Genomic DNA, 15,794 nt, shown 5'->3' on the forward strand with positions numbered 1-15,794 from the left:
TAGTATCCGGCGGTGCACAAAACAACCGAGTTTTCTGATCTATGAGCAGACAAGTGATCCGTATTGCCACCCGAAAAAGTCCTCTGGCAATGTGGCAGGCCGAACATATTCAGGCCCGCCTGGAAGCCCTTCATCCGGGGCTGACCGTTGAACTGGTGCCAATGAGTACCCAGGGCGATAAAATTCTGGATACGCCACTGGCAAAAATTGGTGGCAAAGGCTTGTTTGTAAAAGAGCTGGAACTGGCGATGCAGGAAGGCCTGGCAGACATCGCCGTGCATTCTATGAAAGATGTTCCTATGGTATTACCGGAAGGCTTTGAGCTGCCAGTTATCTGTGAACGACATGCACCGACCGATGCTTTTGTCTCTAATCAATACGCCTGCTTTGATGATCTGCCTCAGGGGGCAATATTAGGTACATCCAGCCTGCGCCGTGAACTCCAGGCCAGAGCCAACCGCCCTGACCTTCAGGTTAAAAGCCTGCGCGGCAATGTTCAGACTCGCCTGGGCAAACTGGATGCCGGAGAGTTTGATGCCATCATTCTGGCGACATCCGGCCTGCAACGTATGGAACTGGATGGTCGTATTCGTCAGGAACTGCCTGCGGAACTTAGCCTTCCGGCTGTTGGCCAGGGTGCGCTGGGTATTGAAACCCGCGCCGATGATCAGGATATTATTGATCTGATTCTGCCCCTGAAGGATGAAGATACCTGGAACACGGTACGTGCAGAACGTGCCATGAACCGTCATCTGGAAGGTGGTTGTCAGGTCCCCATTGGTGGCTTTGCTGAACTGATGGATAATGGCGCCAGCATACGGTTACGTGCTTTAGTAGGTGAACCGGATGGCAGCCAGCTGTTACGCGCTGAAAAAACCGGAGCTGTCAGTGATCCTGAAGCTCTGGGTATTGCTGTCGCAGATATGCTGATTGATCAGGGAGCCAAAGCCATACTGGATCGGGTTTATAACCGTGCCTGATCCCGGTACTCATTCTGCTGCGCTGCTGAAACGCTCCTGTCAGATGCCTTTGAGAGTTGTGGTAACCCGCCCACAGAATCAGACAGAACTGACAGCATTACTGCAAAGCCGTGGCGCAGATGCATTACATATTCCTCTGCTGGCAATAGAGGAGATGGAAGAAACACCTCAGGATCGTAGCCGCCTTCTGGATCTGGATCACTTTAATGCTGTGATCTGCATCAGTCCGAATGCGGCACGCCTGTTTACAGATCGTATGGATATGTACTGGCCTCAACCTCCGGTTGAGGTGTACTGGTTCACACCAGGTCAGGGGTCTGCCGCCATTCTGGAGGACTTTGGCCTTCCGGTCAGCTGGCCCGGACAGGGCGACAACAGCGAAGCTATGCTGGAGATGCCCGGACTGACGGATGTCAGTGGAAAAAAAATTCTCCTGTGTAAAGGAGAAGGAGGCCGGACACTGCTCAAAGATACCCTGGTCAACAGGGGAGCCAGTGTCAGTGAACTGATTCTGTACCGCAGAACCTGCCCGAACCTGCTATCCGCAGAGCGGGATATTCTGCAGTTTGCCGAACTGGATGTCGTCATAATTTCCAGTTCTGACGCGTTAGACAACCTTGAACAGCTGACAGGATTACCTGCTCCGCTTTTAGATAAAACCCTGCTGGTTTCCAGCCCTCGCCTGCGACAGAAAGCCCGTTCGATAGGGTTTAAGCGTATCGTTCAGGCCAAAGGGGCAGGCAGCCGCTGGCAGCTCGCTGCGCTGGAAAGCATTGCCAGTCAGAGCTAAGCATGAGGCTACGCCATGAGCGAAAAGAAAAATAGCAAAGGGCCGGCTGATAAAAACAGCCCGGATGAAAAGACCGTGACATCAGAGAATCAATCCCAGAAAGAGCAAAGCACTCAGCCTTCTGCTGACCAGACTACTGCAGCGAATACTGCTGAGCAGAAAGAAGGCAATCAGCCTGATCTGAAAGGCAAAGCAGACAATAGCAAGCCAGCTTCTGCCCAGCCATCTGCTGTTGATAAAAAAGCTTCAGACGAAAAAAATCCAGCTGATCCGAAAGCAGCGGATAAAAAAGCGACGACTCAAGCAGACCCCAAAGCTCAGCCTGCAGAAGAGAAGCAGGCTTCTGGAAAGGGACTGGCCACTCTGGCCATCCTGATCTCTCTGGGCGCTGCCGGTGCGGCCGGTTATGGCCTGTGGATGCAGCAGACGAAATTACAGCAGCAGCTACAGGAACTGAGTGATAGCAACAGTGCACTGACCTCAAAAGTTCAGCAGCAGAATGGCCAGATTAGTAGCTTTAGCAGCCTGAAGCAATTGCCAGCTTCAATCCAGAAACTGGATGGAGAGCAGAGCAAACAGCGTCAGCAGATGATTCAGCTGGCAGCTGAGCTGGCCGATGCCAGAGGTCCTAAGCCAAGTGACTGGCTGCAGGCTGAAGCAGAGTATCTGTTGCGTCTGGCCAACCACAGGCTGCAACTGGAAGGTGATATCAATGGTGCCGAAGCTATGCTGGCCAGCGCCGATGAACGTCTGATGGAAGCGGATGATCCCAGCCTGTTCGCTGTCCGTGAGGCGATTGCAGATGAGCGACTGAGCTTGTCAGGCCTGGCTCCGGTTGATAAAAGCGGCATGTTCTTTACTATTGCTGCTCTGGAGAATCAGATTGATCAGCTGCCACTGCCACTGGAACCAGGCAATACCAGTGATGTCAGCAAAGGCCTGAACCTGAAAGGCGAAGAGGGTACACCAATCTGGAAGACATTATGGTCTGAAATGAAAGGCCTGGTGATTATCCGTCATCGTGACGAGACCATCACACCTCTGCTTCCACCCCAGGAAAGCATGTATCTGCGTCACAACCTGCGTCTGAATCTGCAACAGGCCCAGATTGCCCTGATGAAAGAAGATACCCGCCTGTATAAAGCTCTGATGCAACAGGCTCAACAGTGGATCAAGTCTCACTTTGACCTGAACCAGCACATGACTCAGAACGCACTGAAACAGCTGGCAAAACTCGAAAGTACTTCCATTGAGGTGAAGAAACCGGATGTATCCGGTTCTCTGAAGCTGCTGCGTAAAATCCAGAAACAACGATTCAAACCACAGCGTAAGGAGCCACAGGCATGAAACGTCTCTATATTGCCATTGTCCTCGCGCTGGCAGCGGGGATGTTCGCGGGCCTGATCATTAAAGAGGATCCGGGTTACATCCTGATGAGCTGGGGTAAAACCACTGTAGAGATGTCTCTATGGGTTGGTCTGGTACTGCAGGGACTGATTCTGATCGGCTTCTACCTGCTGATTCGCACTCTGGTAATCGTACGTAATCCGGTTCAGACACTGAATAAACTGACACCGGGCAGCCGTGAGAAACGTGCTCAGAAAGCGACGGTAAAAGGTCTGCTGCTGCTATCTGAAGGACAATGGCGTAAAGCAGAGCGCCTGCTGAGTAAGAGTGCAGAGCGCTCAGGTACACCTTTGGTCAATTACCTGGCAGCCGCTAAAGCCTCTCATGCTCAGGGACATAGTGGCCATACAGATAAACTGCTGAAAAAAGCTCTGGATAGCTCCCCTGGCGCGGAAACAGCGGTAGAAATTGCTCAGGCAGAAATCCAGTATGAGCGCGGCCAGTACGAGCAGTGCCTGGCAGCCCTGCTGCGCATCCAGAAACAGAACCCTCGTCATCGCTGGGCACTGAAAACTCTGATGCGCGTCTATAAGAAACTGGAAGACTGGAAAAGCCTGCAGGAGCTTTACCCTCAGCTGCTGAAAAATAAGGTGATCTCTGGCAAAGAAGGCCAGGATCTCCTGATTAACCTGAACATCTCTCTGCTAAAAGAAACCACTAAGCTGGAGAATGACGATAAGCAGCGCGAAGCGGTTCAGAAGATCTGGCAGAATCTGCCATCTGATCTGAAAGAAAATGATCGTCTGATTGAAGCCTATGCTCGCGGCCTGCTGGCCTGTAACGCAGAAATGGTTCTGGAGCGCTTTATCAATGAGCGACTACGCAAACGCTGGTCAGACAAGCTGGTCATTATCTATGGCCTGATCAGCAAGGGTGATGCAGACCAGCACCTGAAACAGACGGAGAAGTGGCTGGAGGGCCAGCCAGACAATGCCAGCCTGTTACTGACAGCCGGTCGTCTGTGCCTGCGCAATCAGCTCTGGGGTAAAGGCGCGGAATATCTGGAGGCCAGCTTCCGTCATGATCCTCTGGCAACAACGGCCGCTGAGCTTAGCCGACTGTATTCGAATATGGGACGCGCTACTAAGAGCCGCCATTATTACCAGCAGTGTCTGAATCTGGCAGGGTATCACTTGCCAGGTCTGCCGATGCCTGAAGCATCAGCAGAAAAAAACTGATCTGATCAGATAAAAAAACCGGCCCTTGAAGGCCGGTTTTTTTTATCCTCACCCTTACAACTCGTCAACATTTTCCCTCCCTGTTCAGGCACAAGTAGTCTTTGTCGCGATAAATCTAAAAAGCCGCCTAACCATCTGAAATTAAATAAGAAAAAATTTAAATGAAAATAATTCTCAAAAATACTTTACCAATCAAATGAGAAGCATTACTATTTAAACACGCTCAGGGAGATCTTCTGGTAAGGCGCTTAAGTCTGCAGGGGTGCCGGTTTAACCGCTTTACCATAAGCCTCTCTCTGGCTCGAAATAAACCAGTCAATTCAGGTTCAGGTTCCCGAATACAGTTGGTTTATCTCCTCATCAAGCTAATCACGGTCTGGCCCGACAGAATCCCCCTTCTGTCGGGCATTTTTTTGTCTGCTCTCAGGGGGTGGGATAATTTATTTTTTCTTAAAATATATTCAAATCAGTAAGTTATATATTTTAAGAAAAAATTTTGAGAATAATTCTCAAAATCACTTTACAGATCAAATGAGAACAAATATCATTAAATCACTGCTTAGCAATAAGCAACGATTTAAACCAGTTAAACAGGTTCAGGTTTCCTTTTTTATTTGGTTTATCTCCTCATCAAGCTAATCACGGTCTGGCCCGACAGAACCCCCTTCTGTCGGGCATTTTTTTGCCTGCTAATCCGGCCCGTTCCACAATCATCTGTATAACCTGGAAATCGTCCGATTATCTCATAACCCAATAGAGCGAATTGCTTCTTTATCAGGCAGCAGCCGACTCTGAAACACCTGGATAAAAACAACTGCAAGAAAATGCAAAAATCTTTCAGGAAAGGCTTTACTTTGAAAACAAGAATCATTATCATTTATTCACTGCTTAGGAATAAGCAGCGATTTAAACCACAGTTTAAATTAAGGTTCAGGTTTCCTTATTTAATGGTTTATCTCCTCATCAAGCTAATCACGGTCTGGCCCGACAGAATCCCCCTTCTGTCGGGCATTTTTTTATTTTCTAAACACTCAGAGCCATTTCTGATAGCAGAGCCACCTGAAAAATAGATCAGATATCAGGACAGGGAAAACTTACTCTTCATCACTATCAGGCTTATAAGGTTCAGCAGAGCGTTTTCTGATCGTACCAAAGCCCGTACTCTTACGTTCTACAGGGGCTGTCGGACGACGCTTAGCTGCCACACCATCCCCCAGTGCTTCTTCATTACGACGAGCGGCTCTTTTAGCCACTTTTTTCTCTTTGCCTTTCTGACGGGCTTTCTGAGCTTTTTTCTCTGCAGCCGTTTTTGGCTTTTTCTTACCTGGGGTTTTGCCATTACTGCGAACATCTTTAGGCCCTTTATACCTCCCTTCCAGCCCTTTTACACCAGTCTTATCAAAAGAAACCTGCAGATAGCGTTCAATCGTTGCTTTCAGATTCCAGTCCTGCGGCTGGATCATCGAAATAGCCAGACCCTGTTCACCAGCACGACCGGTACGGCCAATCCTATGTACGTAATCATCCCCTTTGCGAGCCATATCGTAATTGATCACAAGGCCGACACCCGAAATATCCAGACCACGTGCTGCTACGTCAGTAGCGACCATGACATTAATATGCCCCCGGCGCATCAGATTCATCACATGATTACGCTTATCCTGCTCCATATCCCCATGCAGCACGACATTGCGTACATCTTTATAGCGAAGGAAGCCCCCCAGACGATCGGCTTCAACTTTTTTGTTAACAAAAATCAGCGCTTTTTCGTATTTCAGATCATTAAGCAAACGTAACAGCATGGCATCCTTATGCTTATTATCATCTGCCAGCAGATACTGCTGAGTAATACTTTCATGCTGATCCCGCACCGTACTGATCATAATGGTTTCAGGATCATTCAGAGTACTCTCAGCCACCTTACGCACTCCCGGATGGCTGATTGTGGCAGAGAACAGCATCGTCTGACGCTCAGGCCGACAACGGCTGGTAATCGCCTCCAGCTCTTCTTTAAACCCCATATCCAGCATACGATCCGCTTCATCCAGCACCAGAAACTCCAGATCATCCAGATCCAGAGAGCCTTTTTCCAGATGCTCAGCCAGACGCCCAGGCGTCGCAATAACAATCTCCGGATTCTTTCGCAGCATCGCTTTCTGATACTTAAAGGTGTCTCCACCAATAATCCAGGTCGCTTCAACACGGGTAAAAGCCGCCAGTTCAGTGAAATGCTTATAGATCTGTCGCACCAGCTCGCGGGTCGGTGCCAGAATCAGTCCTCTGGTGCCAGTATTCGGTGACGGGTTGTTCAGGAAGTAGTGCAGCATCGGCAATAAAAATGCCGCTGTTTTTCCACTACCGGTTTCCGCACTGACCAGAAGATCTTTTTGCTGCATGGCGGCAGGAATAGATTTCGCCTGAACATCGGTCGGCTGTTTGAATTCCAGTTTGTCCAGCGCCTTAATCAGGCGTTCATGCAAAGAAAGCTCGGTAAACAAAGACTGCACCTCAATAAAAATAATAATGTAATCAACATCTTCCGTAATCGACCACCTTTTGACCAGGTTTTACGATAAAAAGAAGATGCTATAGTCCACCTGAATGCATATACCCCTGCAGGTGGCTGAACTCAGACCGGGTCCATCAGACAAAAACCCGGCGATAACCTCTATGCCTCGTATTATAACGGATTGCGCACATTCAGGCCCTGAAAAACTGGCTTATGAGGATACGTTATGTCAGGCTTTTAAGGCCTGCACTGATGATTTTTTTCTCTGCAGCTCTTCCAGGAAAAAGTAAAATTACATAAAACGTAATAATGTAATACGACTATTTTTCAGCCGGAAAAATCCACCTGATCCGCCGAAATCACCCCATCAGATACCAGATTCTGTAACCCCTGTTCCATAGTCTGCATGCCTTCTGCTGCGCCGGTCTGCATCACCGTCTGCATTTGTGCAATCCGATCTTCTCTTATCAGATGGCGAATAGCAGAGTTCACCCGCATAATCTCATGTACCGCAACACGTCCGCCTTTCTGCTGACGGACCAGATTCTGGCACACCACAGCCTGCAGAGACTCAGACAGCATAGAACGCACCAGAGCTTTCTCTCCGGCGGGGAAAACATCCAGAATACGGTTCACCGTTTTTGCCGCAGAATCCGTATGTAGCGTAGAAAAAACGGTATGTCCGGTTTCTGCTGCTGTCAGTGCCATACGGATTGTTTCCGGGTCCCGCATCTCACCCACAAGAATAACGTCCGGGTCCTCCCGAAGTGCAGCTCGCAGAGCTTCACTGTATCCCAGAGTGTCTTTATGCAATTCCCGCTGAGTGACCAGACTCTTTTTACTGGTGTGCAGGAATTCAATAGGATCTTCAATAGTCAGAATATGCTGACTACGATGCTCATTCACATAATCCAGCATGGCGGCCAGCGTGGTACTTTTACCTGTACCAGTTGGCCCAGTGACCAGCACCAGACCTTTAGTGGTCATCGCCAACTGACGAAACACTTCGCCAAGCCCCAGTTGATCCAGTGATGGCACCTGAAATGGCAGAGCTCTTATAACGGCAGAAACGCCTTTGTGCTGATGGAATGCATTAATTCTGAAACGGGCAACGCCTTCCTGTTGCCAGGAGAAATCCAGTTCCAGTTGTTTCTGAAATGTCTCCTGTTGCTCCGGAGTCATCAGTGATTTCAGTCCGGCGTCTATTTTTTCTGATGTCAGTGCCGGACTCTTAATCCGGCGCATATCGCCGTTCATGCGTAATACCGGCGGCATACCCGCAGAAAGATGAAGATCAGAGGCTCCTTGCTTTGCGCAGAAAGCCAGCAGTTCGGTAATATCCATTTGCCTGAATCCCGATTGTATAATGTGATGATTAATGACCAGGCAATAACGCCTGAACCAGGAAATAATCTACCATGACTGACCAAGCTAATGCTGAGACTATCGCTGAGAATCTATCCGGTGTCCGTGAGCAGATCAGACAGAGTTGCGAGCGCTATCAACGATCACCTGACACAGTTACCCTGCTGGCAGTCAGCAAAACGAAACCTGCTGAAGCACTGAAAGCCGCCTGGCAGGCAGGGCAAAGAGATTTTGGTGAAAATTATCTGCAGGAATCACTGGAAAAACAGGAAATCCTTAAAGATCTGGATATCTGCTGGCACTTTATCGGCCCGATTCAGTCCAACAAAACCCGGGCCATCGCGGAAAGCTTTCAATGGGTACACAGCGTGGATCGCCTGAAAGTTGCTCAACGCCTGAATGATCAGCGCCCGGAACACCTGCCACCACTGAATATCTGCCTGCAGATCAATATCAGTGAAGAAGCCACAAAATCAGGCATTACCCTGACAGAACTCCCGGAACTGGCCGCTCAGATAGCACAGATGCCAAACCTGACCCTGAGAGGTCTTATGGCGATTCCGGCACCGGCGGATACTCAGCAAGAGCAAAGAAAACCGTTTGCCGCTCTGCAGGCTGCCCTGTTTGAATTAAAAGCAGATCATCCTCAGATGGATACCCTGTCGATGGGCATGACCGGGGATATGGACGCCGCCATTGCCGAAGGCAGCACCATGGTTCGAATTGGCACGGCTATATTCGGAGCCCGCTCTTATCCGGCATAATAACGGTATTGATCGAATCACTCCGTAACAGTAATACGCATGAAATAATCGTCGTCGCTGTCTTGCGGAGCACAGAATACTGCCCCGGATCTTTTATAAATGATCTGAGATCCGGAAAAATTCAGGCAGAACTGTCCGAAAACAGAGGAATTTATACTATGCAAAATGCCACTCTGGCGTTTCTGGGTGCCGGCAATATGTGCGGTAGTATCATTGGAGGCCTGATAGCTGAAGGCTATCCCCCGGAGCAGATTACAGCGACACGCCGTTCCGAAGCGCCATTAAAAGAGATGCAGGCACAATGGGATATTCAGGTCAGTTCCGATAATATCGCTACTGTTGCCAGCCATGATGTGATCATCCTGGGTGTCAAACCTCAGATGATGAAGGAGCTGTGCGATCAGATCAGAGATCAGGTGCAAGCCAGCAAACCTCTGATTATCTCCGTAGCTGCAGGCCTGACAGCAGAGACACTGGAACGCTGGCTGGGTGGCGATGTCGCCGTGATTCGCACCATGCCTAACACCCCTTCTTTACTGCGTTGTGGTGCAACCGGTCTGTTTGCCAATAACAAGGTCAGTGAGTCTCAGAAAGCACTGGCTGAAAGTATGATGCAAGCCACAGGTATTGCGCTCTGGGTAGACAAGGAAGAGTTAATGGAAGCGGTTACCGGGGTTTCCGGCAGCGGCCCGGCTTATTTCTTCCTGATGATGGAAGCGATGCAACAGGCGGGGGAATCCGTTGGCCTGACACCGGAAGTGGCACGTCAATTGACCCTGCAAACAGCTCTGGGAGCTGCCAGAATGGCCACAGAAAGTGATGTGGAGCCAGCAGAATTACGCCGCCGGGTTACGTCACCGGGCGGCACGACAGAACAGGCGATCAGAACCTTTAATGAAGGCGGTCTGACAGAACTGTTTGAAAAAGCCGTCAAAGCCTCGGCCAACCGGGGTAAAGAGCTGGCAGAACTACTGGATCAGTAATTCTGCTGCCAGAACAGGCAAAAGATCCGTTAAACCTGCGAATAGTGCTGGAAAAAAACGCTTTTGCCTCCATACAATAAGACAACATTCATTTTCAGGAGCTATGCCACAATGGGACAATCTGTTGGTAATGCTGGCGTTTATCTGATTTCTACTCTGGTCAGCCTGTACCTGTTTATCGTGGTACTGCGTTTTATTCTGCAATTCTCTAAAGCTGATTTTTATAACCCTATTTCACAGGCGGTCGCCAAGCTGACGTCGCCGGTTGTTCGCCCGTTTCAGACCATTATCCGTCCGATGGGCCGTATTGATCTGGCAACCCTGATTGTTGCCTTTATCATCAAGGTCCTGGGACTGGTTGCTGTGCTTCAGATTGCCGGAGCAGGTATGCCTCCGGTGTTTAATCTGCTGATGGGTGGCCTGACTGGTGTGATCTCAACCTTGCTGGACATCTATTTCTTTGCTCTGCTGATTTCGATTATTCTGAGCTGGGTTGCTCCACAAAGCGGCCATCCCGGCGCCATGCTGATTTACCAGATTACAGAACCCGTTATGGCACCGGTACGTAATATTCTGCCTTCTATGGGCGGCCTGGATCTGTCACCAATCTTTGTCTTTATTGGTATCAACGTACTGGAGATTCTGGTTGTTGGTCCTCTGGCCCAGATGTCCGGTCTGCCGACGCGTCTGGTTGCCGGTATGTAATACCCGGTTATGACATCTTCATTTTGTCAGTGGGATGGCGATGATCTGATCATCGCCTGCCATCTTCAGCCTAAAGCCGGTAAGGATGAATTCTGTGGTGAACATGATGGTCGCCTCAAAATCCGAATTACCGCGCCTCCTGTCGATGGCAAAGCCAATGCGCACTTGTGTAAATTTCTGGCCCGGCAGTTTGGCGTCAGTAAAAGCAAAGTCCATATCCTTCAGGGTGAGCTGAGTCGGCAGAAACGCGTGCGGATTCAGGCCCCGGAAAAACTGCCTGAGATTCCCGGCCTTCAGACGACCTGATTCATCCTGTTTTCACAGTGACATGTCCCAGCAATAAAGACCTTATCAGAGCAGATAAGCTATAAGGTTATTTCTATACTCCACTCTGGTCCGGGCAATATCGCGAATATGCCATTATCTGCCCGTATACAGCATAAAGCCGTGCAGCATTCATAGATAATTATGGTACAGTGAGTCCTTTCCGCGGCTTGTACTCTGCTGGCATTGTTTTTACGCGCCTTCACGGGCAGTAAAATACATATTGCAGAGAGGCTAAGCCGTCCACAGATATCTTGATTGAGGACGATCCGGGAAAAATGCCTACTGCAATTCCTGAAGATTCTGTCGGTATTGTTGAACCGCAAATTGCACGTTTTGACACCCCGCTGGAACTAGCCTGTGGTCGTACGCTGGACAGCTACGAACTTATCTACGAAACCTACGGTACACTGAATGCTGAACGCAGCAATGCGGTGCTGATCTGTCATGCCCTGAGCGGAACACACCATGCTGCCGGTTATCACTCGATGGATGACCGCAAACCCGGCTGGTGGGATGCTTATATTGGTCCCGGCAAGTGTATTGATACCCATAAATTTTTTGTTGTATGCCTGAATAATCTGGGGGGCTGTAATGGCTCTACCGGCCCGACATCAATCAATCCGGAAACCGGGACAACCTATGGTCCTGATTTCCCGGTCATGACGGTTCCGGACTGGGTAGAAAGCCAGCGTCGGCTGAGTGATTACCTGCAGATTGATGTCTGGGCTGCGATTATCGGTGGCAGCCTGGGTGGAATGCAGGCCTTACAATGGTCCATTCACCATCCGGAACGAATGCGTAACACCGCTGTGATTGCGGCCGCTCCTCGCCTGACAGCTCAGAATATCGCATTCAATGAAGTGGCCCGTCAGGCCATTATGAGTGACCCTGAGTTTCATAACGGACGTTATGCCGAGCATAATACCCTGCCCCGTCAGGGACTGCGCCTGGCCAGAATGGTCGGCCATATTACCTATCTGTCTGAAGACTCTATGGGTAGTAAATTTGGCCGGGACCTGCGCACCGACAAAATTAACTACGGTTATGATGTTGAGTTCCAGGTTGAGAGTTATCTGCGCTATCAGGGCGATATGTTCTCAGGCAGCTTCGATGCCAACACCTATCTGCTGATGACCAAGGCCCTGGATTATTATGATCCATCCGCCGAATTCAACGGTAAACTGTCTGATGCTGTGGCTCGGGCCAGAAGTCATTTTCTGGTCATCTCTTTCAGTACAGACTGGCGTTTCTCTCCGGCTCGTTCTGAGGAGATCGTCAATGCCCTGACGGAGGCTGGCAAAAACGTCTGCTATGCCTGTATCGAATCACCTCACGGTCACGATGCCTTCCTGATTCCCAATGAACGCTATGAAGCGATTTTTTCAGCCTTTATGAATCGGGTCGCTGACCAGACCGCCGGAGGTGTATCATGAGCCTGAATCGTCCTGACCTGAAAATTATCCAGGAATGGGTCAACCCGAACGACAGGGTACTGGATCTGGGCTGCGGTAACGGAGAGCTGCTGAGCTATCTGCAGCAGCATAAGCAGGTGCACGGTTATGGTCTGGAAATTGATCCGGCGAAAATAACCACCTGCGTCTCCCGAGGCGTCAATGTGATCGAACAGAACCTGGATGATGGCCTGAGTAATTTTAAGGATCAGAGCTATGATCTGGTGGTGATGACTCAGGCACTGCAGGCACTGCGTCGACCTGATCTGATGCTGGAAGAGATGCTGAGGGTCGGAAAAGAGTGCATTGTCACTTTTCCGAACTTCGCATACTGGCGCTGCCGCTTCTATCTGGCACTGAAAGGTGAAATGCCGGTATCCAAGTCTCTGCCACACACCTGGTATGATACCCCGAATATTCACCTGTCGACCTTCCGGGACTTTGAACAGCTCTGTAAGGATCGTCAGTTCAGAATTCTGGACCGGGCCGTGGGCAACAGTGAGCATGAAACTCACTGGGCAACACGCATATGGCCGAATCTGTTTGGTGAACTGGCCATCTATCGGGTTACCCGCTGAGATTCTGGTAGCCAGATCTGAGCCACGGACAGGCATTTTTATCGTAAAAATGCCTGAATTATTTAATCCGGAACAGGTCTGATACTGAGATCAGGGTCGGAAGCCATCGGGCATGTCATCATGTTCGCTGGTTTCTCTGACACGTTTTGTTCTGATATTCAGCTTTAACTATTCACCTGCTCCTATATTCTGATCAGGAGGTCAATCATGTCACGTCTTCTGCTGACACTGAGTCTGCTACTGACAATCGCACTACCCGCCCGTGCTGAACAGTTCGAACAGATCGGCGATTATCAGATTCACTACAACACCTTTACCACCGGCTTTCTGCAACCGGATGTGGCCAGAGCCTATAAGATTGTTCGCAGCCGTTATCAGGCGATGATCAATATCTCAGTACTGAAAAAACAGGCTGATGACAGCTACAAACCGGTAGAAGCTCTGGTGACGGGTGACGTATCTAACCTGGCCGGTCAAAGCACCAATCTGGGATTTCGTACCATACGGGAAAAAGACGGCATCTATCAGATCACAACCTTCAATTTCACCGAAGATGAGCCGACTCGTTTCCGGTTAAAAGTGCGTTTTGATCCGAATATTCCCGCTCATGATCTGAGCTTTATCCGCCGCTTCTATGGTGAATAGCGAATAATACAAACAGATCGCCCCATACCTGCTTCTCCTTCTGATAAATAGCTCCGCCCGGTGCATTTATCAGGAGAGAGCGGACAATCGTGATAAACTTCCCCTGTTTAACACTGTGATGCCTGATCATCACCTTCTTTATTATCTGAAGCCAGCAGGCTTCCTATCAACACTGAAGAAAACAATGAGCCAGAATAGCGAAAACCTTCAGAAACTGGTGCTGGCCAGTGGCAATAAAGGCAAGTTAAAAGAGTTTGGCCAGGTACTGGCACCTCTGGGATTTGAAGTGGTACCTCAGTCAGAATACCAGGTGCCTGAGGTGGACGAAACCGGCCTGACTTTTGTTGAGAATGCACTACTGAAAGCCCGCGAAGCCAGCCGGGTCAGCGGCCAGCCCGCCATGGCGGATGATTCAGGTATCGAAGTGGATGCACTGAAAGGTGCACCGGGTATCTATTCTGCACGTTTCTCAGGTCCGGGAGCCACCGACCAGAAAAATAATGACAAACTGCTGCAGGAACTGTCCGGGCTGCCAGCGGAACAACGGATCGCTCGCTACTGGTGTGTACTGGTCTATCTGCGTCATGCGGATGATCCGACCCCGATTATTGCTCAGGGCAGCTGGGAAGGCCGTATTCTGGAAGCCGCTCAGGGTGAAGGTGGATTTGGTTACGACCCATTGTTCTGGGTAGACGATCTGCAATGCACAGCCGCCGAGCTGACGGCCGAAGAAAAAAATAAACGCAGCCATCGCGGACGGGCTACACTGGATCTGATTACTCAGCTACAGCAGCGCCAGAGCAGCTAAGTTAGCTGACTCAGATTCGTCAGTATTAAAACGCTTCGAATCAGCACAACGCAAAGCAGAATACTTCACTGTCCGGCTGGAAAAAAGACAGGCCGGACAGGTCAATCCACTTCAGACAGAATGAGTCCATCCGTGTTACCGCCACTCAGCCTCTATATTCATATTCCCTGGTGTGTACAGAAATGCCCGTACTGTGACTTTAACTCTCATGGACTGGACCGACGGAAGGATCAGACTCTGCCGGAACAAGCCTATGTACAGGCGTTATTACAGGACCTGGAGCAGGATCTGCATTGGGTTCAGGGCAGAAAACTACACAGTATTTTTTTTGGTGGCGGTACCCCCAGCCTGTTTTCCCCGCAAGCCATTGACCAGATTCTGGCAGGTACGGCACAACGTATTCCCTTTGAAGACAATATAGAAATCACCCTGGAGGCCAATCCGGGCACTGTGGAACAGGGGCGTTTTGAGGGTTACTACACCGCGGGAGTCAACCGGTTATCCATTGGTATTCAGAGTTTTTCACCGGATAAACTGAAACGCCTTGGCCGGATACATAATCGACACGATGCAATACGGGCTGCAGAAAGCGCTCGTAAAGCCGGTTTTACCCGTTTTAACCTGGATCTGATGCACGGTTTGCCTGAACAGACAGAGCAGGAAGCACTGGCAGATCTGCAACAGGCTATTGATCTGCAACCCGATCATCTGTCCTGGTATCAGCTGACACTGGAGCCGAATACGGCCTTCTATCAATCACCACCACCGTTACCGGAAGATGAAATTCTGTGGCAGATACAGGAGTCGGGCCAGGCGATGATCCATCAGGCTGGATTCAGGCAATACGAAGTATCCGGTTACAGCCTGCCAGGCAGTGAAGCCCGGCACAATCTGAATTACTGGCAGTTCGGAGATTATCTGGGAATTGGTGCCGGTGCTCATGGCAAAATAAGCCAGCTGAATGCCGCCGGTACAGGACTGGATAAAATTATCCGCACCACCAAATATCGCAGCCCGAAACAGTATCTGAGTGCAATACAGCCGTTATCAGATCAGAAGATTATTCAGCAGGAAGACCTGCCGCTGGAATTTTTCATGAATGTACTCAGGCTGAAAGAGGGTGTGCCTGAAGCCCTGTATCAGGCACGCACCGGACAGGCGATAGCATCAACAGAGCCGATTCTTCAGCACCTGCGCCAGCTGGGCCTGTTGCAAACAGGAACAGGGCGCCTGGCAACGACAGAAGAGGGCTTTAGCTATCTGAATGCCGTACTGGAGCAATTTCTCAGCGCAGAATAAAACCC

The 15,794-nt window shown here is 49.9% G+C and carries 15 protein-coding genes; 13 read left to right on the forward strand and 2 right to left on the reverse strand.

Annotated features, from left to right (window positions below; genetic code table 11):
• The first annotated feature begins 41 nt into the window (after nucleotides 1–41).
• From hemC to H4O21_RS07415, 4 genes are read left to right on the forward strand one after another with little or no spacing between them, the layout of a single operon-like run.
• Nucleotides 42–980 (forward strand): hydroxymethylbilane synthase, encoded by a 939-nt coding sequence (gene hemC / locus H4O21_RS07400; RefSeq protein WP_182808215.1) that lies wholly within the window; start codon nucleotides 42–44, stop codon nucleotides 978–980.
• The gene (locus H4O21_RS07405; protein ID WP_182808216.1) at nucleotides 973–1,770 is read left to right on the forward strand and encodes a uroporphyrinogen-III synthase; all 798 of its coding nucleotides are present in this window, start codon (nucleotides 973–975) and stop codon (nucleotides 1,768–1,770) included. Before hemC ends, H4O21_RS07405 begins: the two co-directional genes overlap by 8 nt.
• 15 nt (nucleotides 1,771–1,785) lie before the next feature.
• A complete protein-coding gene (locus H4O21_RS07410; RefSeq protein WP_182808217.1) occupies nucleotides 1,786–3,117 on the forward strand; it encodes a uroporphyrinogen-III C-methyltransferase in 1,332 nt (443 codons plus the stop codon).
• Nucleotides 3,114–4,355 carry a heme biosynthesis HemY N-terminal domain-containing protein gene (locus H4O21_RS07415; RefSeq protein ID WP_182808218.1) on the forward strand — a complete coding sequence of 414 codons (1,242 nt, stop codon included), beginning with the start codon at nucleotides 3,114–3,116 and terminating at the stop codon, nucleotides 4,353–4,355. Before H4O21_RS07410 ends, H4O21_RS07415 begins: the two co-directional genes overlap by 4 nt.
• Nucleotides 4,356–5,449: 1,094 nt before the next feature.
• Here the strand turns inward: H4O21_RS07415 and H4O21_RS07420 are convergent.
• Nucleotides 5,450–6,862: a DEAD/DEAH box helicase gene (locus H4O21_RS07420; protein ID WP_370463913.1), complete on the reverse strand. Its 1,413-nt coding sequence runs from the start codon at nucleotides 6,860–6,862 to the stop codon at nucleotides 5,450–5,452.
• 329 nt (nucleotides 6,863–7,191) lie between these two features.
• On the reverse strand, nucleotides 7,192–8,208 hold the full coding sequence (locus H4O21_RS07425; protein WP_182808220.1) for a type IV pilus twitching motility protein PilT: 1,017 nt from the start codon (nucleotides 8,206–8,208) through the stop codon (nucleotides 7,192–7,194).
• Between the two features lie 74 nt (nucleotides 8,209–8,282).
• On the opposite strand from H4O21_RS07425, the gene H4O21_RS07430 reads away from it, so the two are divergent.
• The 9 genes from H4O21_RS07430 to hemW all read left to right on the forward strand — a co-directional run bounded on the left by H4O21_RS07430 (nucleotide 8,283) and on the right by hemW (nucleotide 15,789).
• Nucleotides 8,283–8,993, forward strand: a complete 711-nt coding sequence (locus H4O21_RS07430; RefSeq protein ID WP_182808221.1) for a YggS family pyridoxal phosphate-dependent enzyme — start codon at nucleotides 8,283–8,285, stop codon at nucleotides 8,991–8,993.
• Nucleotides 8,994–9,151: 158 nt separating this feature from the next.
• On the forward strand, nucleotides 9,152–9,976 hold the full coding sequence (gene proC, locus H4O21_RS07435; RefSeq protein ID WP_182808222.1) for a pyrroline-5-carboxylate reductase: 825 nt from the start codon (nucleotides 9,152–9,154) through the stop codon (nucleotides 9,974–9,976).
• Nucleotides 9,977–10,087: 111 nt separating this feature from the next.
• A complete protein-coding gene (locus tag H4O21_RS07440; protein ID WP_182808223.1) occupies nucleotides 10,088–10,681 on the forward strand; it encodes a YggT family protein in 594 nt (197 codons plus the stop codon).
• A gap of 9 nt (nucleotides 10,682–10,690) precedes the next feature.
• Nucleotides 10,691–10,987, forward strand: coding sequence for a DUF167 family protein (locus tag H4O21_RS07445; RefSeq protein WP_182808224.1), 297 nt, complete (start codon nucleotides 10,691–10,693; stop codon nucleotides 10,985–10,987).
• A gap of 296 nt (nucleotides 10,988–11,283) precedes the next feature.
• On the forward strand, nucleotides 11,284–12,441 hold the full coding sequence (metX, locus tag H4O21_RS07450; protein ID WP_182808225.1) for a homoserine O-succinyltransferase MetX: 1,158 nt from the start codon (nucleotides 11,284–11,286) through the stop codon (nucleotides 12,439–12,441).
• On the forward strand, nucleotides 12,438–13,037 hold the full coding sequence (metW, locus tag H4O21_RS07455; protein WP_182808226.1) for a methionine biosynthesis protein MetW: 600 nt from the start codon (nucleotides 12,438–12,440) through the stop codon (nucleotides 13,035–13,037). The genes metX and metW overlap by 4 nt, the downstream gene beginning before the upstream one ends.
• A 207-nt stretch (nucleotides 13,038–13,244) precedes the next feature.
• Nucleotides 13,245–13,682, forward strand: a complete 438-nt coding sequence (locus H4O21_RS07460; RefSeq protein ID WP_182808227.1) for a DUF4426 domain-containing protein — start codon at nucleotides 13,245–13,247, stop codon at nucleotides 13,680–13,682.
• A 184-nt stretch (nucleotides 13,683–13,866) separates the two neighbouring features.
• Nucleotides 13,867–14,490, forward strand: coding sequence for an RdgB/HAM1 family non-canonical purine NTP pyrophosphatase (gene rdgB, locus H4O21_RS07465; protein ID WP_182808228.1), 624 nt, complete (start codon nucleotides 13,867–13,869; stop codon nucleotides 14,488–14,490).
• A 120-nt stretch (nucleotides 14,491–14,610) separates the two neighbouring features.
• Complete coding sequence (gene hemW, locus H4O21_RS07470; protein ID WP_182808229.1) at nucleotides 14,611–15,789, forward strand: radical SAM family heme chaperone HemW; 1,179 nt, start codon at nucleotides 14,611–14,613, stop codon at nucleotides 15,787–15,789.
• Nucleotides 15,790–15,794 lie beyond the last annotated feature (5 nt).

Source organism: Oceanospirillum sediminis, from assembly GCF_014164585.1.
In the GTDB taxonomy this organism is placed as follows: domain Bacteria; phylum Pseudomonadota; class Gammaproteobacteria; order Pseudomonadales; family Halomonadaceae; genus Oceanospirillum; species Oceanospirillum sediminis.

Bases quoted from the DNA above. Each gene is read 5' to 3' on its own strand.
- hemC (WP_182808215.1), top strand. From the start codon at position 42: ATGAGCAGACAAGTGATCCGTATTGCCACCCGAAAAAGTCCTCTGGCA.
- H4O21_RS07425 (WP_182808220.1), bottom strand. From the start codon at position 8,208: ATGGATATTACCGAACTGCTGGCTTTCTGCGCAAAGCAAGGAGCCTCT.
- H4O21_RS07460 (WP_182808227.1), top strand. From the start codon at position 13,245: ATGTCACGTCTTCTGCTGACACTGAGTCTGCTACTGACAATCGCACTA.
- metW (WP_182808226.1), top strand. From the start codon at position 12,438: ATGAGCCTGAATCGTCCTGACCTGAAAATTATCCAGGAATGGGTCAAC.
- rdgB (WP_182808228.1), top strand. From the start codon at position 13,867: ATGAGCCAGAATAGCGAAAACCTTCAGAAACTGGTGCTGGCCAGTGGC.
- H4O21_RS07415 (WP_182808218.1), top strand. From the start codon at position 3,114: ATGAAACGTCTCTATATTGCCATTGTCCTCGCGCTGGCAGCGGGGATG.
- H4O21_RS07430 (WP_182808221.1), top strand. From the start codon at position 8,283: ATGACTGACCAAGCTAATGCTGAGACTATCGCTGAGAATCTATCCGGT.
- H4O21_RS07445 (WP_182808224.1), top strand. From the start codon at position 10,691: ATGACATCTTCATTTTGTCAGTGGGATGGCGATGATCTGATCATCGCC.
- proC (WP_182808222.1), top strand. From the start codon at position 9,152: ATGCAAAATGCCACTCTGGCGTTTCTGGGTGCCGGCAATATGTGCGGT.
- H4O21_RS07440 (WP_182808223.1), top strand. From the start codon at position 10,088: ATGGGACAATCTGTTGGTAATGCTGGCGTTTATCTGATTTCTACTCTG.
- H4O21_RS07410 (WP_182808217.1), top strand. From the start codon at position 1,786: ATGAGCGAAAAGAAAAATAGCAAAGGGCCGGCTGATAAAAACAGCCCG.
- metX (WP_182808225.1), top strand. From the start codon at position 11,284: ATGCCTACTGCAATTCCTGAAGATTCTGTCGGTATTGTTGAACCGCAA.
- hemW (WP_182808229.1), top strand. From the start codon at position 14,611: ATGAGTCCATCCGTGTTACCGCCACTCAGCCTCTATATTCATATTCCC.